The organism is Parabacteroides timonensis, assembly GCF_900128505.1.
Classification (GTDB): Bacteria; Bacteroidota; Bacteroidia; order Bacteroidales; family Tannerellaceae; genus Parabacteroides; species Parabacteroides timonensis.
Window position 1 is genome coordinate 1,123,126 of record NZ_LT669940.1, and the last position, 17,719, is coordinate 1,140,844.

At 42.0% G+C, this 17,719-nt stretch carries 18 protein-coding genes and 2 tRNA genes; 16 read left to right on the forward strand and 4 right to left on the reverse strand.

What is annotated here, in order from left to right:
• The 9 genes from BQ7394_RS05000 to BQ7394_RS05040 all read left to right on the forward strand — a co-directional run bounded on the left by BQ7394_RS05000 (nucleotide 1) and on the right by BQ7394_RS05040 (nucleotide 9,255).
• Nucleotides 1-675 carry an outer membrane lipoprotein periplasmic chaperone LolA1 gene (locus BQ7394_RS05000; RefSeq protein WP_075556362.1) on the forward strand — a complete coding sequence of 225 codons (675 nt, stop codon included), beginning with the start codon at nucleotides 1-3 and terminating at the stop codon, nucleotides 673-675.
• A 54-nt stretch (nucleotides 676-729) separates the two neighbouring features.
• Nucleotides 730-1,683 carry a thioredoxin-disulfide reductase gene (gene trxB, locus BQ7394_RS05005; RefSeq protein WP_075556363.1) on the forward strand — a complete coding sequence of 318 codons (954 nt, stop codon included), beginning with the start codon at nucleotides 730-732 and terminating at the stop codon, nucleotides 1,681-1,683.
• A gap of 42 nt (nucleotides 1,684-1,725) precedes the next feature.
• Entirely contained in the window at nucleotides 1,726-3,204 is a 1,479-nt protein-coding gene (locus BQ7394_RS05010; protein ID WP_075556364.1) for a glycoside hydrolase family 10-like protein, read from the forward strand.
• A gap of 47 nt (nucleotides 3,205-3,251) precedes the next feature.
• Nucleotides 3,252-3,689, forward strand: coding sequence for a hypothetical protein (locus BQ7394_RS05015; protein ID WP_075556365.1), 438 nt, complete (start codon nucleotides 3,252-3,254; stop codon nucleotides 3,687-3,689).
• Nucleotides 3,690-3,894: 205 nt separating this feature from the next.
• Nucleotides 3,895-6,105, forward strand: a complete 2,211-nt coding sequence (locus BQ7394_RS05020; protein WP_075556366.1) for a TonB-dependent receptor — start codon at nucleotides 3,895-3,897, stop codon at nucleotides 6,103-6,105.
• A gap of 40 nt (nucleotides 6,106-6,145) precedes the next feature.
• Nucleotides 6,146-6,478, forward strand: a complete 333-nt coding sequence (locus tag BQ7394_RS05025) for a cation transporter (RefSeq protein WP_075556367.1) — start codon at nucleotides 6,146-6,148, stop codon at nucleotides 6,476-6,478.
• Nucleotides 6,479-6,633: 155 nt separating this feature from the next.
• Nucleotides 6,634-7,161, forward strand: coding sequence for an RNA polymerase sigma factor (locus tag BQ7394_RS05030; RefSeq protein WP_075556368.1), 528 nt, complete (start codon nucleotides 6,634-6,636; stop codon nucleotides 7,159-7,161).
• 9 nt (nucleotides 7,162-7,170) lie between these two features.
• Entirely contained in the window at nucleotides 7,171-8,427 is a 1,257-nt protein-coding gene (locus BQ7394_RS05035) for a porin family protein (protein ID WP_075556369.1), read from the forward strand.
• A 42-nt stretch (nucleotides 8,428-8,469) separates the two neighbouring features.
• Entirely contained in the window at nucleotides 8,470-9,255 is a 786-nt protein-coding gene (locus tag BQ7394_RS05040; RefSeq protein WP_075556370.1) for a BFO_2992 family lipoprotein, read from the forward strand.
• 55 nt (nucleotides 9,256-9,310) lie between these two features.
• On the opposite strand, the gene trxA is transcribed toward BQ7394_RS05040, so the two are convergent.
• Nucleotides 9,311-9,610, reverse strand: coding sequence for a thioredoxin (trxA, locus tag BQ7394_RS05045; protein WP_075556371.1), 300 nt, complete (start codon nucleotides 9,608-9,610; stop codon nucleotides 9,311-9,313).
• Between the two features lie 794 nt (nucleotides 9,611-10,404).
• Here trxA and BQ7394_RS05050 point away from each other — a divergent pair.
• Nucleotides 10,405-11,244, forward strand: coding sequence for a helix-turn-helix domain-containing protein (locus BQ7394_RS05050; protein WP_075556372.1), 840 nt, complete (start codon nucleotides 10,405-10,407; stop codon nucleotides 11,242-11,244).
• An 87-nt stretch (nucleotides 11,245-11,331) separates the two neighbouring features.
• Here the strand turns inward: BQ7394_RS05050 and BQ7394_RS05055 are convergent, their stop codons facing one another.
• Nucleotides 11,332-12,702 (reverse strand): PepSY-like domain-containing protein, encoded by a 1,371-nt coding sequence (locus BQ7394_RS05055; RefSeq protein WP_082211662.1) that lies wholly within the window; start codon nucleotides 12,700-12,702, stop codon nucleotides 11,332-11,334.
• Between the two features lie 276 nt (nucleotides 12,703-12,978).
• On the opposite strand from BQ7394_RS05055, the gene BQ7394_RS05060 reads away from it, so the two are divergent.
• Nucleotides 12,979-13,731, forward strand: a complete 753-nt coding sequence (locus BQ7394_RS05060; protein WP_075556872.1) for a GNAT family N-acetyltransferase — start codon at nucleotides 12,979-12,981, stop codon at nucleotides 13,729-13,731.
• Between the two features lie 65 nt (nucleotides 13,732-13,796).
• Here BQ7394_RS05060 and BQ7394_RS05065 read toward each other — a convergent pair.
• Both BQ7394_RS05065 and BQ7394_RS05070 read right to left on the reverse strand, forming a co-directional pair.
• Nucleotides 13,797-13,873, reverse strand: a tRNA-Asp gene (locus BQ7394_RS05065).
• A gap of 32 nt (nucleotides 13,874-13,905) precedes the next feature.
• Nucleotides 13,906-13,979, reverse strand: a tRNA-Asp gene (locus tag BQ7394_RS05070).
• Between the two features lie 290 nt (nucleotides 13,980-14,269).
• Here BQ7394_RS05070 and hisH point away from each other — a divergent pair.
• From hisH to BQ7394_RS05095, 5 genes are read left to right on the forward strand one after another with little or no spacing between them, the layout of a single operon-like run.
• The gene (hisH, locus tag BQ7394_RS05075) at nucleotides 14,270-14,860 is read left to right on the forward strand and encodes an imidazole glycerol phosphate synthase subunit HisH (protein WP_075556374.1); all 591 of its coding nucleotides are present in this window, start codon (nucleotides 14,270-14,272) and stop codon (nucleotides 14,858-14,860) included.
• Between the two features lie 6 nt (nucleotides 14,861-14,866).
• Entirely contained in the window at nucleotides 14,867-15,586 is a 720-nt protein-coding gene (gene hisA, locus BQ7394_RS05080; RefSeq protein ID WP_075556375.1) for a 1-(5-phosphoribosyl)-5-[(5-phosphoribosylamino)methylideneamino]imidazole-4-carboxamide isomerase, read from the forward strand.
• A gap of 21 nt (nucleotides 15,587-15,607) precedes the next feature.
• Nucleotides 15,608-16,363 (forward strand): imidazole glycerol phosphate synthase subunit HisF, encoded by a 756-nt coding sequence (gene hisF, locus BQ7394_RS05085; protein WP_075556376.1) that lies wholly within the window; start codon nucleotides 15,608-15,610, stop codon nucleotides 16,361-16,363.
• 13 nt (nucleotides 16,364-16,376) lie between these two features.
• Nucleotides 16,377-16,973, forward strand: a complete 597-nt coding sequence (hisIE, locus tag BQ7394_RS05090) for a bifunctional phosphoribosyl-AMP cyclohydrolase/phosphoribosyl-ATP diphosphatase HisIE (protein ID WP_075556377.1) — start codon at nucleotides 16,377-16,379, stop codon at nucleotides 16,971-16,973.
• 6 nt (nucleotides 16,974-16,979) lie between these two features.
• Nucleotides 16,980-17,657 (forward strand): cell division ATP-binding protein FtsE, encoded by a 678-nt coding sequence (locus tag BQ7394_RS05095; RefSeq protein ID WP_075556378.1) that lies wholly within the window; start codon nucleotides 16,980-16,982, stop codon nucleotides 17,655-17,657.
• Nucleotides 17,658-17,719: the final 62 nt, after the last annotated feature.

The window sequence follows — 17,719 nt, forward strand, 5'->3', positions numbered from 1 at the left end:
ATGGAAAGAGAAAGAAAGATAAAGATATGGCGTATTATCGCTATTTGGGGGTTGTTATTATGTCTCCTTTTCGGTGTCAGAGTGATAAGCAGGGCACAAAATCCGGTGTCGATTCTCGATAAGGCAGCTTCTGCCTACGAAAATTCCAATGGTATCTCTGCTTCCTTTGCTTTGAATACCCGTTCCGATATGCAGAAAATGTCGGAAAGTTTCGAAGGGACGATCAATATGAGAGGGGATAAGTTTACCTTGGTCACTCCGGATATGATTACCTGGTTTGATGGAAAGACGCAATGGAGCTACGTGGAACGTAACGACGAAGTGAATGTCAGTACCCCTTCCGGAGAAGAATTACAGTTTACCAATCCCGCCATTTTATTACGTGTATATAAGAAGGGTTTTACTCCTAAATATATCGGGGAAAGTACGGCTGCGAACGGAAAAGCGGCTTACGATATAGAATTGACGCCAAAGAAGAAAGGAGATATCATCCGGGTGGAATTACAGATCGAAAAGTTCTCGAACTTCCCGGCTGCAATCAAAGTCGAAGCAAAAAACGGCATTACCAATACGATCCATATTAGTAAACTGAAAACGGGTGTAAACCAACCGGACGACTTTTTTGTTTTTAAGGAAGGTGACTATCCGGATGCAGAGGTGATCGATCTCCGTTAAAAGACAGTAGAGTGATTCCTTAAATTAATTATCAATTATCAATAAATAAACGCTATGAGCAATTCAACAAATGAAAAGGTCCGTTGCCTGATTATAGGTTCCGGCCCTGCAGGATATACAGCAGCAATTTATGCTTCACGTGCAAATTTATCACCCGTATTGTATGAAGGAATTCAACCGGGCGGACAGCTTACGACAACAACGGAAGTAGAGAATTTTCCCGGTTATCCGGAAGGCATCACCGGTCCGGAACTGATGGAAGACCTGAAGCAGCAGGCATTGCGTTTTGGTGCGGATATCCGTTTTGGAATTGCTACGGAAACCGATCTTTCCGCAGCTCCTTACAAGGTGACGATCGACGGTGAAAAAGTAATTGAAACGGAAGCCCTGATCATTGCAACCGGTGCGACTGCCAAGTATTTGGGTATTCCCGACGAACAAAAATATGCCGGAATGGGCGTTTCTGCCTGTGCTACCTGTGACGGTTTCTTCTATCGTAAGAAAGTCGTTGCTGTTGTAGGAGGTGGAGATACAGCTTGTGAGGAAGCTGTTTACCTGGCCGGATTGGCAAAGCAGGTGTACCTGATCGTTCGTAAGTCTTATCTGCGTGCCTCCAAAGTGATGCAGGAGCGTGTATTCAATACGCCGAACATTATGGTATTGTTCGAACACAACACGATCGGCCTGTTTGGCGAAAATGGTGTGGAAGGTGCTCACCTGGTAAAACGGATGGGTGAATCGGATGAAGAAAAAGTCGATATTGCCATCGATGGTTTCTTCCTAGCTATCGGTCATAAACCGAACTCGGATATATTCAAACCGTGGATCGAAACCGATGAGGTAGGATATATCAAGACAATCCCCGGAACGCCGCGTACCAAAGTGGCAGGTGTCTTCGCTGCCGGCGATGTGGCCGATCCTCATTACCGCCAGGCTATTACAGCTGCCGGAACAGGTTGTCAGGCAGCTATCGAGGCTGAGCGGTATTTGTCGGAAATTGGAAAATAACGAAAAAGTACTACCTTTGCCCCGCTGAATAAATAAGTGGAAATGAGAAAGTATTGCCTGTTATTCCTGGTCCTTTTATTGCTTCATCCGGTTGGAGCAGTTGAATCTCCGAAGCACGAGATACGTGCTGTCTGGCTAACCACCGTCTATGGACTGGACTGGCCTAAAAAGCCGGCTACAACGGAAGCGGGAAGAAAGGCTCAGCAACAGGATTTATGCAATATACTCGACCGGTTGGCTGATGCGAATTTCAACACCGTATTTCTGCAAGTTCGTTTGCGGGGGGATGTTATTTATCGTTCGGCAATAGAACCGGCATCCAAAACTTTCTCAGGTAAATATGGAACAATGCCCGGATATGATCCGTTGGCTTTTGCGATAGAAGAATGTCACAAACGGGGAATGGAATGCCATGCCTGGTTTGTGACATTTCCTGTTGGTACGGAGAAGGCAGTAAAAGAACAAGGTAAATTATCTGTTGTAAAACGCCATCCGAAACTATGTAAACGCCATAACGGGGAATGGTATCTGGATCCGGGGGTGCCGGAAACAGCCGATTATATTTTATCCCTGGTAAAGGAAGTGGTGAACGGATATGATATCGACGGGATTCAGTTTGACTATATCCGTTATCCGGAGCAGGCCAAGAGTTTTCCGGATAAAGCCGTTCATAATAAATACGGTAAATCGCAGAAACTGTCTGACTGGCGGCGCGAGAATATCAACAAGATGGTCTACCGGATTTATGACTGGGTAAAACAGGTTAAACCCTGGGTGCAGGTCAGCAGTTCGCCGTTGGGTAAGTATAACCGGATCGAACGTGTTCCCAATGCCGGTTGGACAGCTTATGAAAGTGTCTTTCAGGACCCAAAGATGTGGATGCAGAAAGGAAAGCAGGATATGATCGTTCCGATGATGTATTATCTGCATGAAAACTTCTTCCCGTTTGTAGACAACTGGGTGGAGAATTGTAACGGACGTTTGGTCGTGCCAGGATTGGGAGCTTACCGCATGGAGAAGAATGAAGCGGACTGGACAGTAAACGATATTACCGACCAGATTGATTACAGCCGTTATTATGGAGGTGCAGGCTGTACCTTTTTCCGTTGCGAGAATGTGTTGGATAATTCGAAAGGACTTTATAATGAGTTGAAAGATAATTATTATAAATACCCGGCCCAGTTATTGCCTCTCACCTGGTTGAGCGATAGGGTGCCCGCTGCTCCGGCAGAGATTCATGTGGAGAAGGAGGGGAGCGACCTGAAACTGTCCTGGCAGAAACCGCCGGTGGAGAAGGAAGATCTAACTTATACGGTTTATTATTCATTGACGGACTCTATCGATACGGCATCGGCTAAATCTATTCTGGCTACCGGAGTGCGGGATACGGTACTTTATCTTCCGGTTGCCCCGAATGCGGAGAGAGGATATAGCTTCAGCGTTTCGGCTTCTACCCGTTACCATATCGAGAGTGCTGTGTCTCCTGATACTTATTATTATCTTTCCGAATTTCCTAAATAATATTAACGGTTAGGAGCGGATAGACGAAAGCATTATCTTTGTGTCGGATGAAAAATGCTGTAACATATCTGTTTATTGTTTTCTTGGCGACTCTTATTTTTTACGGAGGTGCCGGGGTAAATCTTATTACCTATTGCTGCGGTGATTGCCGCACGGAAGGGGTTGCAGTATTGTTGAAAGATAATTGTTGCGAAGTGCACGAGCATAGCTGTTGCAGTACCACCGATGAATCTTCGGTTTGCCACTCCGGCTGCTGCGAAGATGAATGCTGTGACCTGGAACGGATCAGTTTCGACTGGAGCAGTTCCAATAATCCGATAGTAGAATTACAACCGGCAGTGATCGACCTTTTGTCGTTTGCTTCTCCAATAGCTTCACTCGTTCCGACTCCTTCCATAAAAGAATATATTGCACAGGGTCAGGATGGACCGCCTGTGGTCTGCCCGCGTATTTACCTGAATTTACTTACTACGCTTTTGATTTAGATCGTTATTAGGAAAATGTGAAACATTTTTCAATTGTCAATTGGGCTTCGCGCTCGGCGATAGAAAAAGGTGAGTCTTTTTTATGAGCCTGCGGCACAAGGCAAAGCCTTGTTGAAGACAACGACACGAATAGGCTCAAATTTGACAATAATAAAAATATCTATTCCCTTACACCGGAATACTTACCGAATCAAAACGTAAAGCAATGTTGAAACAATTCTATATTACTCTATTTATACTATTCTCTGCCATCGCTGCCCGGGCGGAAGAAGTGAAAGGGCATGTGTTTGATGATAATAACCAGCCGATAATCGGTGCCAACGTTTATTGGGAAGGAACCCAACAGGGAACCACCACTGATGTAGACGGTGCGTTTGAATTGGCAACAAGAAAAAGTACCAATAAACTGGTCGTTAGTTATATCGGCTATACAACTTTCACGATGCAGGTAACAGATCCGAAGGAACCGTTACGGATAACCTTGAAGGGGGAAGTAGCCTTGGAAGAGGTCGTGATCAGCGAACGTAAAATGGGAACGATCGCTTCCCGTACCAGTGTGTTGCAGACGCAGAAAATCACCTATGATGAAATATGCCGTGCCGCCTGTTGTAACCTGGCGGAAAGTTTCGAGACCAACCCGTCTGTCGATGTATCGTATGCCGATGCTGCGACCGGCGCCCGGCAGATCAAATTGTTGGGACTGGCCGGAACGTATGTGCAGATGTTGACGGAGAATTATCCGAACTTCCGTGGAGCCGCCTCCCTGTACGGGTTGGATTATGTGCCGGGCGCCTGGATGGAAAGCATACAGGTTTCCAAAGGTACTTCATCGGTAAAGAACGGCTACGAAGCCCTTGCCGGACAGATCAATGTGGAATTTAAAAAGCCTCCTACGGCGGATATCTTTTCAGTGAATTTATTCGGAAGCGATGCCGGACGTTATGAAGGAAATGCAGACGCCTCCTGGCATATTAACGATAAAGTATCGACCGGTTTGCTGGTTCATTATTCCAATGACAAAAAGCAACATGACGGCAACGACGACGGTTTCCTGGATACTCCGTTGAAAGAGCAGGTCAACCTGATGAACCGCTGGTATCATAAACTGGATAACTATGTGGCCCAGTACGGAGCTCGCTACCTGCACGAAAACCGCACCGGCGGACAGGCAACCAAGCATCATGATTTTGTCGATCCGTATCAGGTTCATCTGGAGACGAACCGGGCAGAACTCTTCACCAAGCAGGCCTATATCATCGATAAGGAAAAGGTGGAGAGTGTAGCCATGATCCTTTCCGGCTCTTATCATGAACAGAAATCCATGTACGACCGTACGCCTTATAATGTCTATCAGAATAATGTGTATGCCAGTTTGTTGTATGAGAAAGAGTTTTCTCCGGCACATAGCCTGAGCACCGGCCTGAGCATGAATTACGACGGTTTCGATGAAAATCTGTTGCAAGATGGTACGCGCAAGGTCTTCGACCGTACGGAAGTTGTCACCGGAGCTTATGCACAGTACACTTACAATCTGAACGATAAACTGATCCTTCTGGGAGGTATCCGTGCCGATTACAGTTCTTTGTATGATTTCTTTGTCACGCCCCGCGTACATATTAAATATAATCCGTTCGACTGGTTCCATATCCGTGCCTCGGCCGGTAAAGGGTTTCGTACGGCCAATATTCTGGCAGAGAATAATTTCCTCTTGTCGAGTAGCCGTAAGATGAATATTGCCGACAACCTGGATCAGGAAGAGGCCTGGAATACCGGCTTGAACCTGTCTTTTTATATCCCCTTGTTCGGAAAAGAATTATCTTTGAACGGGGAATGGTATTATACCGATTTCCGGAAACAGGTGGTAGTCGATATGGATAGCGATCCGCACGCCGTCAGCTTTTATAACCTCGACGGAAAATCCTATTCCAACAGTTTCCAGGTGGAAGCGACTTATCCTTTCTTCCGGGGATTTACCTTGACTGCGGCTTATCGTTACACGGATGCCAAGACGGATTACCGGAACGCAGAAGGGCTGACGCAACGGCTCAAGAAACCACTGGTCAGCGATTATAAAGGACTGGTGACGGCTTCTTATCAGACCCCGTTGAAGAAATGGCAGTTTGACCTGACCGGACAGTTTAACGGGGGAGGACGTATGCCGACTCCGGATGCAGCCAATCCGTTGTGGGAACCGAACTTTAATGCATATACCGTTGTCAATGCACAGATCACCCGGTATTTCCGTCGTTGGTCTGTCTATATCGGGGCGGAAAACCTGTTTGACTACAAGCAATCTCATCCGATCATCGATGCGGAGAACCCGCGCGGAGATAATTTCGACGGTTCGATGGTGTGGGGCCCCGTTCACGGGCGAAAGATATATGCCGGCTTACGTTTCAACATCAGCCGCGATTAAATAACAAGATAAATTACTTACCCATTAATACAAATACATTATGAAACAGTTAGTAGTAGCATTGATTTGTGCCGTATTTACTTTTTCTACGGCTTATGCACAGGATGCAAAAAAGAAAAAAGACACAGTGACTTTCTTTGTTGAAGAGATGGAGTGTGCCAATTGCCAGAAGAAGGTAGAAAAGAATATAGCTTTCGAGAAAGGAGTGACAGATTTGAAGTGCGATTTGAAAACCCGCACGGTGAACGTTACCTATAAGACAGATAAGACTTCCAAGACAAAATTGGCTTCAGCCTTTAAAAAGATTGGAATGGAAGCTGTGCCTGTCGATGACGGTGCCGGCTGTCCGGTTAACCCTGCGAAAAAAAATTAAGCAGTCTATCTCCGTTAACATGGAAATTCGTTAGAACATCTTATCTTTGCAAAAGCATACCTGTATGGGGCGGATCTATGTGTCCGCCTCTTTTATGAAAAAAAAGTTCATAAAACATGCAGCGTTTTGTACGAGAATAACATCATTATAGTTGAATGGACGAGTCACAACTGATAAGGGGTTGTAGGAAGGGGGACAGGCTGGCTCAGAAAGAGCTTTACGAAACGTATTCCCGCAAAATGATGGGAGTTTGTCTGCGTTATGTGAACGACAGGGAGACTGCCCGCGATTTGTTGCAGGATGGTTTTGTAAAAGTTTTTACCAGTATGGACTCTTATTCGGGAGCTGGTTCATTCGAGGGATGGATGCGAAAGATCTTTGTAAATTGTGCATTGGAGTATTTGCGTAAGTCAGATGTATTGCGCGAGTCGACCGATCTGGATAACACGGCGGAATTGATCCAGCCGGACAGTTCGGTTATATCGAGTATGTCGGCAGCGGAGCTGATGACGTTGGTACATGAGTTGCCAACCGGTTTCCGTACGGTATTCAACCTGTTCGCAATTGAAGGGTATTCTCATAAAGAGATCAGTGAGATGTTGAATATTACGGAAAGTACGTCACGTTCACAGTTCACTCGCGCCAAACAGATGTTACAGAAGAGGATTAACGCTTTGTATTGAAAGGAAAGAATGAAAAAGGAAAGAGATACATTTGATGATATGTTCCGCTCGAAGTTGCAGGATTTCGAAGTGGATACGATGCCGGGAGACTGGGAGGCTATTGCCGATCGTTTACCGGTAAAAGCACCGGTACCTTTCCGTCGAACGCTACGTTACTGGGCTGCTGCGGCGGTCATTTCATTACTGATGATAACGGGAAGCGTTTATATGTTTAAGTCGGAGAAAGAGGTTGCTCCGATCGCAGAGAAGATCGAAAAGGAAACAAAAAAGGTGGAGACAGAGTTGGCTAAAGAAGTCGAAGCTCCGGTTACTCCGATAGAAGAAAAGATAACCGTATCTTCTGTGGCCGCAGTGCAACAGCCGGCTGTGGTACGGTCGACATACAAAGCAGCCGTAAAGGTTGCTGATACTGAACCTGCCGTTATTTCTTCAGATGATGATTTGGAGGAGCAAGCAGAAGTAATAACTCATCCGGATGAAGACTCTGTTGTAGTTGATAGAGAAGAGGTTGTGCAGGATCATCCGGAAGTGGGTTCTATTGATACCCGGTCGTTGATAGCTGATGCTGCTCCGGTTGGAAAAGTGGAAAAGGAGGCAGCTCCGCGTAAGTGGGGATTCGGTATGGGAGGCGGTAGTGTTACAACCGGAACAAATAATTCGTTGAACACCTATGCCTTGAAGAATACAATGTTGACGGATCAGGAACTATTATTTTTGAATTCTGCTAATTTCGAGAATAATACTTATCCGAAGACGAACATACATCATAAGACTCCCGTATCCGTAGGTTTTTCGGTGAGTCGTTATTTGAATAACCGGTTTGCATTGTCGACGGGATTGAATTATACGTTTCTGTCTTCTACCTGGGATGTGGATGCTCCGGTCTATTATAATAAGACAGCACAAAAGCTCCATTTTATCGGTATTCCGGTTTCTCTGTCCTATAAAATTGCAGAATGGAACCGTTTCCAGGTATATGCAGCGGCAGGTGTTATGACGGAAGTCAATGTATCAGGAAAGCTGATAACGGAAAAATATTCAGGTAAAGAGTTATACGAAAAAGAGAATGAGCATATTCGTATGAAGGAATGGTTATGGTCTGTCAATGCCCGTGCAGGTGTGAGCTACCCGTTACTTCGTTTTGTAAGCCTTTATGCTGAGGCAGGAGTAGACTACTATTTCGATAACGGTAGTACAATCGAAACCGTACGTTCCGAAAAACCATTTAATGTAAGTCTTCAGGCCGGATTCCGTCTGGGTTTCTAAATAGAACAAATACTAATAACATAAAATAAAAAGAACAGAAAAATGAAGAAACTTAAGTTTTTAAGTGCAGTAGCTTTGGCTACGGTTTTGTTGACCTCTTGCTTGGATGGAGGAAATAATGAACAATCAGGTTATACTTATGGTGTAATAGATTTTTCTATGGATGCTATGGGAAATGTTGCTTATACAGCTGATAATGTTCCGGTGTATGCTTCAACGTTTAGTAACTTAACAACTGATGAATGCGTCTATTTTACATATACTATTAATTACGATGATCCTGCTAATAATGCAGGAAAGAAGTATTTAACAGCTACTGTCCCTCAATATGCTAGGTTGGATAATAACGGTAGGGTAGAACCTGTTGATACAGCCAAGACATCCCCGACAGCAATCAAAAAAGGTGAGTTAACAACTGTTGATGCAGGGATCGTTGCAGGGGGAGCATATAGTGCTACTATAAAAGATTATTTATTCCTGGGTTCTAGTCATGAGAAATCGGCTAACGATCAGACAAACGAGTATTTTCTGCAGATTGATCCTTCTCAGGAACCACAAGTTGTAGACGGTAAAAATGTTTATGATTTCTTTTTGCGTGTAGTTAAAAAGACAGATGGTAAAAATACAATTGGGACTTCTGTATTTAACTATGCAATTCGTGCTGGTAATTATATCTCTTCATTAGAAGCTAAGGAAAAATCAAAAGGAAGTGACACTTTTAATTTTAGAATTAACTATATCAAAGAATTTAATAAAGACACAACAGAAGCTACATGGGCTAAGTCGAAAGTTCTTTCATATATGATCAATAAAGAAACGGATAAATAAGAACTGATAATTTATAAAAAAGGAGCTTGTTTGGGCTCCTTTTTTTATGTGGTAATCAATCGATAAACTTTTTGACTTGCTGTAAAAGAGCCCCCTTTTCCATTACACCCGAAGCACGCCAAACGGCTTCTCCCTTCTTGAAGATGATTAATGTGGGTACTGATTGAATACGGTACTCGTTGGCAAGGGCTTCATTTTTGTCAACATCGATTTTCAGAACACGTGCCTGTCCGATTAATTCTTTTCCGAGTGCTTCTATTGTTGGACTCATTACTTTGCAAGGACCACACCAAGTCGCATAAAAGTCGATCAAAACCGGCTTTTCTCCATTTATAATATCTTTGAAAGTTTCCATATTGTTTGTATTTATGTTGGTTGCAAATTATAGTTTATGTTTTTATTTATAACAGTTAGGCTGTAGAGCTTGTTCATTAATTTGAGTAAATGCATTTTCCCTTTGGATGCTTTGCAAAGATATGAGGAGGATATGGAGCGAATGGACTGAATGGAACCCAATAGGAATAATAATCGATTTTCCGGAAGTTTTTTTAATTGATTTCCGTCTATAAAAACAATTGTATTTGTGTTCAAAAGCAATTGTTTTTCAAATCAAATATAATTGTATTTGTAACTGAAAGCTATTGTCTGTGTAAACACTGAAAAAAAGATAGGCAGTTTTTAAGAATACGGGGATAGGGAAGATTACCCGATTTGCCAGACAAAATGAAATGCGTTCTTTGAATCCTTTTTAAAACCGAAAAATGGCGATAGCCTTATATATCTTTATAAAGAATATTCTTTCTATATTAAAAGAGAAAAATAAAGCGATCAACGAACTCTAATATGAGCGTATATTAATTATTAGTAAGTCAGCATGTTAGCATGACCTTTTCGTAATAAAACGCTAATATGAAAATTTACCAACAATATCGGTATTGTAAAAGGCGTGTAATGTGCTGAAAAGTAGCTGGTTATGTTTTTTTTGTCGTTGTAGTCGGAGAAAGAATAATCTTTCCGCTGATGTTTTGTTAACTTTGTATGAATAAACCGTGTTATAGCCAAATGTCGGGTAAATGTCGGGTGAAAGTTCGTTGTTATATTTGTTGAATGTTTGAGTTATGCATAATCTTGTCGAAAATTTGAATGAAGATGAAACAGCCGGAATTAGGTAAGTACATTGCAGGGCTTCGGGAAACGAAAGGGTTGACTCAGGAGGAACTGGTAAGTAAATGTAATATTAGTGTCCGAACTTTGCAACGTATCGAGTCAGGTAAAGTAGTACCAAGAAGTTACACATTGAGGCTAATTGCTACTGCACTGGATTGTGACTTGTTAGCTGTTCCGGAGGTTCAGGAAATTGGTAAAGCTGAACTCCCGGTTCATTTGTCATTCAAATCTGTTTTGAAAGATTTGTTTAACTTAAAAGTACACACAATGGCAAAATTATCAGTTTTAACAACGGTATGTTTGGCTATCGGTTTTAGTTTGTATACAGTCGGTACCAAATGTAACGCACAGCAAATGATGAAAATGAATTTTGTAACAGACAATACCGGAGGATTTGAGGTACAGCTTCCCCGCGGACTCCCCGGTTATGGAAGTTATATAAATAATGATACCGTTTTTATCAGGGCGGGGAAAGATTTGATCAAAGAGCATAAAGGATCTTTGTTTCTGAACAATGCTTTTGTTGGTCATGTACAGGAAAACGATACGATAATATTTAAAAAGGGAAACTTGTTTACTAAAAAGTCTCTTATTATTAAGCCATATAGAATGAAGGCGTCTTTGATATACAAAGATATTGTTTTCGTAACCCCTCAATCTATCAGCGGGTTTACCGATGATAATGGAGACACTTTCCGATCGGGGCCTCATACTTTCAAAGAAAGAGATAATCGAATATATCTGAATGATGTTTATCAGGGGGATGCTTTTGCAGGTGATACTGTTGTCATATCCAAATCAGGAAAGCTGGAAATTAGGTGAAGTGATCCTGAAATATCGGATATATAAAGTACATAGGTGACATCAGAATTTTTCAGATGCCACCTATGTGTTTTTCAAATATGTTGCTTAGTTGTTGATTAAGTTACCCTCTAAATCAAAAGCTATTTTTGTTCCATCAGATAAAGTATATGTCCAGCCACTTCCTGCTATAAAAGTAGCAGGTCTATAAAGATTCTCAGGAAAATGGTAACGCATATATTTGTATGTTTTATCATAAGGTGTTATTGGAATATCTTCGTTTCCTAGATATTTCCCTTTTAAGTCAAATTTTACTCCCTCTCCATTTGTTAACACAATCCGGTAGCCATAGTCTACAGTTTCAACTTTTGTTATTTCTTCTTTTGCGTTTATAGCTATGTATTGATTTATTTCGTCTGGCAAAACACTTAAAAGAGCTTCAGGAAACGGATATCCGTTTCCGTTAATAGTAAGCCATTGATAATATTTATTCATAGTAATGTCGAATCCATTAGAGAGGTTAACGTTGATTATTAGTGTGATATAATCGAAAGGAACACTGATCGATTTAGATGTGATACCTGTGAAATATTTATTTACAAATTCATTTATCTTATCAATTTCAATAGTTGTATTTTCTCTCTCCGGATCAATTACTACTTGAAGTGTTTGATTAACCCGGATAGTGTATCGCGTAGAATGGGTTAGTAGGATAGACGTTATTTGAGCATCAGGATAACGATTCGTGAGATACTCTTTTACCTTTGTAGGTAAGGATTCTATAATGGAAGTCGGTAATAGCTTTCCGTAACCGTTAAGTTCTTTCCAGTTATTATTAATATCAAATTCCAGTTTAATGTTTCCATTTAACCAAACTATGTAATTATAATCAGCATCCTCATTGATGGAGGTGTTTTTTATTACGGTCTGATACTTTGCTTCTGGAAAATGATGAGATATGAATTGTTTTATTGATATAGGTAGTTCATCCAGGCTGTTTATATCCAGTGTTTCTCCCAGAAATATAGATTGATATGTCTGAAATGCAAGTTCCTTGCTGCTTTGTAATGTAAATATATTACCGAAAAAAGTAGGGGTGATTCCTATTATAGGATCATTGGGATAATTTTTCCGAATGTATTCACTCTCTTCTTCTGAAAAAAATAGATTTAATGATCCCGGAAATGTGCTGTTTGGAGAAGTGATATTTAACCAATCTCCGGTTTGATTAAACGTAATACTGAGATCGTCCTGAAAATAGACTTTGTAGTTATCCCCATTTTCCGGATCGGTAGAAGTTATTTTCTCTATTTTGGAAGGTGATTGATCAGGAAGATGATAAGTTAAGAAATTCTGTGCTTCAATCGGCAATTGCTTTGTTTTTAAATTCTCATCATCATCATCATTTGAACATCCGCCGAAAAAAGTAATACAGAAGAGCGATAGAAGTAAACACTGTATGGATATCGATCTTTTCATGGCCTTAGAGTTTAATATTAATAGTACAAATGTAGTCAAATAGTAAGCCGGGAATAAATTTGGTATGTTAAATCAGACTAAATAAATTGCACGTTTGGCAAATGAATTGCAGAATAAGATGTGAAATTGAATTTGTCAGAATGTTATTTGGGTAAAAGAGGTAATCCGTATAAATTCATTACATTTACACGTCATAATTTGTCGACAATAATAAAGTGACACAACTACGACCAGCTCTTGTTAATTGATAATATCTAATTTGAAGTGAAGATGCATATGGATACAGAATTTATAAACTTAACAACAGACAATCTTGCCGATGAGCATTTATGCTGCATTATCCGTACTAAAAAGCTCCATCCCGGTGTTGAGGCAAAGCGGCAATGGCTTTCCGAACGGCTGAATGAAGGTCATGTCTTTAGAAAGTTGAATGCAAAGGCAACGGTTTTTATAGAGTATGCCCCTTTGGAAACAGCCTGGGTTCCCATAATGGGTGATAATTATTATTATATCTATTGTTTATGGACTTTGGGCAGTTACAAAGGGAAAGGGTACGGGAAATCGCTGATGGAGTATTGTATAGCCGATGCTAAAGAAAAGGGTAAATCCGGTATTTGTATGCTTGGAGCAAAAAAACAAAAATCATGGCTTTCCGACCAGTCGTTTGCGAAGAAGTTCGGCTTTGAGGCTGTTGATGTTACCGATAATGGATATGAATTGCTGGCACTCTCTTTTGACGGAACAAAGCCGACGTTTGCGCATAATGTCAGGAAACAAGCGATTGAAAGTAAAGAACTGACAATTTATTATGATGTGCAATGCCCTTATATCGATCAAAAAATCGGGATTGTCAGACAGTATTGTGAAATGAACGATGTTCCTGTATCTTTCATCCAAGTGGATACCCTGCAAAAAGCCAAGGAACTACCTTGTGTTTTCAACAACTGGGCAGTGTTTTATAAAGGACATTTTGAGACGGTGAATTTATTACAGGATGCTGCCAGCTTAATGAGAATACTCAAAAAGTAAAATTCGGATTTATATATTTTGTAGAAATAATAAAGCCTGTTAATCATATAATTAACAGGCTTTATTGGCGGTCCGGACGGGACTCGAACCCGCGACCCCATGCGTGACAGGCATGTATTCTAACCAACTGAACTACCGAACCAAAACAAATAAGGAAATAATAATTAAAAGAGGCGGTCCGGACGGGACTCGAACCCGCGACCCCATGCGTGACAGGCATGTATTCTAACCAGCTGAACTACCGAACCTCTTTTTATTATCAATCTCTCTCGATTGCGGTGCAAAGGTAAGTATTATTTTTAATCTTGCAATACTTCATGGGAAGAAAATGTGCGTTTTTTTTAATCATACCTGATATGCAGGAGATTAAGAATTGAATTTTTTTTAGCTGTTTTCAGAACGACCGGAGTTCCTTATAAGGCGATTTAAAACAGGTTTGTCACATTTACACTCTGTTTGGCAACTTTTCATTAATCAAAGGGGAATATGTTATGATAATTTGTTACTTTTGCAACTCAATATAAAAACGGAATAAAAAATGGACGTCGCCATTATTAAGTATAATGCCGGAAATATTTACTCAGTGAGCTATGCACTGAAACGATTGGGCGTAAGTCCTGTGATTACAGCCGATCCGGAATTATTGCATAAAGCGGATAAAGTGATCTTCCCGGGCGTAGGAGAAGCATTCACTACAATGGATTATCTGAAAGAGCATAAACTGGATGCTATTATCAAGGATCTGAAACAACCTGTACTGGGTATTTGTCTGGGTATGCAATTATTGTGTCGTCATTCTGAGGAAGGGGATGCAGACTGCCTGGGGATTTTCGATACGGAAGTGAAGCGATTCATACCTCACCGTCATGAAGACAAAGTTCCTCATATGGGGTGGAACACGATCACGGAGGTTAAAGGAGGTTTATTTACCGCACAATTGGAGAACAAATTTGTTTACTTCGTACATAGTTATTATGTACCGGTAAATGAGTATACGACTGCAACCACTAATTATATTCTTCCGTTCAGTGCTTCGTTGCATAAGGATAACTTCTATGCGACGCAGTTTCATCCGGAAAAGAGTGGTTCTGTCGGTGAAGTGATTCTGAAGAATTTTCTAAAACTATAAAGATATATGATCGAGCTTATTCCAGCTATAGATTTGATTGACGGCAAATGTGTACGTCTTACGCAAGGCGATTACGATACGAAGAAAGTGTATAACGAAGATCCGCTCGAAGTAGCGAAAATGTTCGAAGCACATGGTATACGCCGTCTGCATGTGGTTGACCTGGATGGAGCACGTCAGGGACGGATCATAAACTATCGTGTACTGGAAAGGCTGGCTACACGTACTTCACTGATAATTGACTTCGGAGGCGGACTGAAACAGGAAGATGACCTGGAGATTGCTTTCGAAAGCGGGGCACAGATGGTGACAGGTGGTAGTATTGCCGTAAAGAATCCGGAGGTATTCACATCGTGGATAACCAAGTTCGGAAGTGAAAAGATTATATTGGGTGCTGATGCGAAGGATAAAAAAATAGCGATCAGCGGATGGGAAGAAACAACTAATGAGGAACTGATACCTTTTATCGGAGGATATTACGACAAAGGCATCACCAAAGTGGTCTGTACGGATATCAACCGGGATGGGATGTTGCAGGGACCGGCTATCGAATTGTATAAGGAAATACGGGATGCACTACCTTTTATATATATCATAGCCAGTGGCGGAGTCAGTTCTATTGAAGATATAGAAAAATTGGCTGAGGCGGGAATACCGGCGGTAATTTTCGGCAAGGCTATATACGAAGGAAAGATCGATTTGAAGGATCTGCTTCGTTTTACCTGATAATTAAGGGAGAATAAAAGTATGTTGGCGAAGAGAATAGTACCCTGTCTGGATATTAAGGATGGAAAAACAGTAAAAGGAATTAATTTTGTGAACTTTCGTGATGCAGGAGATCCTGTTGAACTGGGGGCACAATACAGCCGGGAGGGAGCCGATGAGCTTGTCTACCTGGATATAACCGCTTCACACGAAGGACGTAAGACATTTACCGAATTGGTGAAGAAAGTGGCCGCAAATATCAGTATACCATTTACGGTAGGTGGCGGAATTAATGAATTGAAAGATGTGGATCGCCTGTTGAGTGCCGGAGCCGATAAGGTTTCGATCAACTCGGCAGCATTACGTAATCCCTCGTTGATCGAAGAGATTGCGAAGAATTTCGGAAGCCAGGTATGTGTGGTGGCTATCGATGCCAATCATGAGAACGGCGACTGGATTTGTTACCTGAACGGGGGGCGTATCCCGACGGAGAAGCACCTGTACGAGTGGGCTACTGAAGCGGAAAATAGGGGAGCCGGAGAAATCCTGTTCACCAGTATGACACACGACGGCGTAAAAGACGGATATGCCAATGACGCATTATCGGTATTGGCCGATAAGCTGCATATTCCGGTCATAGCCTCCGGGGGAGCCGGAAAGATGAAAGACTTTCGTGATACATTCGCAGAAGGGAAAGCGGATGCCGCCTTGGCTGCCAGCGTATTTCATTTCGGTGAGATCGCTATATCCGATTTAAAACAATACCTTCATACGGAAGGAATCAATGTAAGAATATAATCATTAGAATAAGATGAAATTAGATTTTGAAAAAATGGGCGGACTTATCCCGGCAATCGTTCAGGATAACAATACCAACAAAGTATTGATGCTGGGTTTTATGAATGAAGAAGCCTATGAGGAAACAAAGGAAACCGGTAAGGTTACTTTTTTCAGCCGTACAAAGAACCGTTTGTGGATGAAAGGTGAAACCAGCGGTAACACCCTGCAGGTGGTCAGTATGATGGTAGATTGCGATAACGATACCATCCTTATCAAAGCGAATCCGGCCGGTCCGGTTTGTCATACGGGTGCCGATACCTGCTTTGGCGAAAAGAATATAGAAGATATCATGTTCCTGAAATATTTGCAGGACTTTATCGAACAGCGCCGTCAGGAAATGCCGGAAGGCTCTTACACTACTTCCCTGTTTTTGAAAGGGGTGAACCGTATGGCTCAGAAAGTAGGAGAAGAAGCTGTTGAAACAGTGATCGAAGCAACAAACGGAACAGAAGATGGCTTTATCTATGAAGCATCCGACCTGGTCTACCATCTGATCGTATTACTTACAAGCAAAGGCCTTCGTCTGGAAGACCTGGCACGTGAATTAAAGAAAAGACATAAAGCATAAATTACTATGGAAGATACAATTCTGCTCAGACTGGAAGATGTAGAGATCTGCCGCGATGAAAATGTCATACTGCACAATGCTTCTTTTACGCTTCGTAATGGAGAGTTCGTCTATGTCATCGGAAAAGTGGGTTCCGGGAAGAGTAGTCTGTTGAAATCTTTGTATTGCGAAATCCCGATCGGCCAGGGCGAAGCTTGGCTGTTGGATTATAATCTCTGTAAGATGAAGCGGAAAGATATTCCTTATCTTCGGCGGAAACTGGGGATTGTCTTTCAGGATTTCCAACTGCTTACCGACCGCTCGGTGATCAAAAACCTGGAGTTCGTCCTGCGGGCTACCGGATGGAAGAAGAAGAGCGAGATAAAAGAGCGTATCGACGATGTGCTCCATCAGGTCGGCATGCATAATAAAGGATACAAAATGCCGCACGAGCTGTCGGGTGGCGAACAACAGCGTATCGTCATAGCAAGAGCACTCCTGAATGATCCGAAACTGATACTGGCGGACGAACCGACCGGTAATCTCGACCCGGAAACAAGCGGCCAGATCGTGCAGCTTCTGCACGACATTTGCCAGAAGGGTACGGCGGTGATAATGACCACACATAACTATACTCTGGTGCATAATTATCCGGCCCGTATAGTTAAATGTGAGAATGCCCGTCTGGGTGATGTGGGAGAATGATTTTTTATGTAACTTTGCACACGCAAAATAGCAAGGAACAAACAATTTAATTATAGGAAAAG

What these genes read in the sequence shown, in the direction of transcription:
- BQ7394_RS05055 (WP_082211662.1), bottom strand. Translation starts at nt 12,702, where the DNA reads ATGAAAAGATCGATATCCATACAGTGTTTACTTCTATCGCTCTTCTGT.
- BQ7394_RS05095 (WP_075556378.1), top strand. Translation starts at nt 16,980, where the DNA reads ATGGAAGATACAATTCTGCTCAGACTGGAAGATGTAGAGATCTGCCGC.
- BQ7394_RS05050 (WP_075556372.1), top strand. Translation starts at nt 10,405, where the DNA reads ATGAAACAGCCGGAATTAGGTAAGTACATTGCAGGGCTTCGGGAAACG.
- BQ7394_RS05030 (WP_075556368.1), top strand. Translation starts at nt 6,634, where the DNA reads ATGGACGAGTCACAACTGATAAGGGGTTGTAGGAAGGGGGACAGGCTG.
- hisF (WP_075556376.1), top strand. Translation starts at nt 15,608, where the DNA reads ATGTTGGCGAAGAGAATAGTACCCTGTCTGGATATTAAGGATGGAAAA.
- BQ7394_RS05060 (WP_075556872.1), top strand. Translation starts at nt 12,979, where the DNA reads ATGGATACAGAATTTATAAACTTAACAACAGACAATCTTGCCGATGAG.
- BQ7394_RS05010 (WP_075556364.1), top strand. Translation starts at nt 1,726, where the DNA reads ATGAGAAAGTATTGCCTGTTATTCCTGGTCCTTTTATTGCTTCATCCG.
- BQ7394_RS05020 (WP_075556366.1), top strand. Translation starts at nt 3,895, where the DNA reads ATGTTGAAACAATTCTATATTACTCTATTTATACTATTCTCTGCCATC.
- BQ7394_RS05035 (WP_075556369.1), top strand. Translation starts at nt 7,171, where the DNA reads ATGAAAAAGGAAAGAGATACATTTGATGATATGTTCCGCTCGAAGTTG.
- hisIE (WP_075556377.1), top strand. Translation starts at nt 16,377, where the DNA reads ATGAAATTAGATTTTGAAAAAATGGGCGGACTTATCCCGGCAATCGTT.
- trxA (WP_075556371.1), bottom strand. Translation starts at nt 9,610, where the DNA reads ATGGAAACTTTCAAAGATATTATAAATGGAGAAAAGCCGGTTTTGATC.
- BQ7394_RS05000 (WP_075556362.1), top strand. Translation starts at nt 1, where the DNA reads ATGGAAAGAGAAAGAAAGATAAAGATATGGCGTATTATCGCTATTTGG.
- BQ7394_RS05015 (WP_075556365.1), top strand. Translation starts at nt 3,252, where the DNA reads ATGAAAAATGCTGTAACATATCTGTTTATTGTTTTCTTGGCGACTCTT.
- BQ7394_RS05025 (WP_075556367.1), top strand. Translation starts at nt 6,146, where the DNA reads ATGAAACAGTTAGTAGTAGCATTGATTTGTGCCGTATTTACTTTTTCT.
- trxB (WP_075556363.1), top strand. Translation starts at nt 730, where the DNA reads ATGAGCAATTCAACAAATGAAAAGGTCCGTTGCCTGATTATAGGTTCC.
- hisA (WP_075556375.1), top strand. Translation starts at nt 14,867, where the DNA reads ATGATCGAGCTTATTCCAGCTATAGATTTGATTGACGGCAAATGTGTA.
- hisH (WP_075556374.1), top strand. Translation starts at nt 14,270, where the DNA reads ATGGACGTCGCCATTATTAAGTATAATGCCGGAAATATTTACTCAGTG.
- BQ7394_RS05040 (WP_075556370.1), top strand. Translation starts at nt 8,470, where the DNA reads ATGAAGAAACTTAAGTTTTTAAGTGCAGTAGCTTTGGCTACGGTTTTG.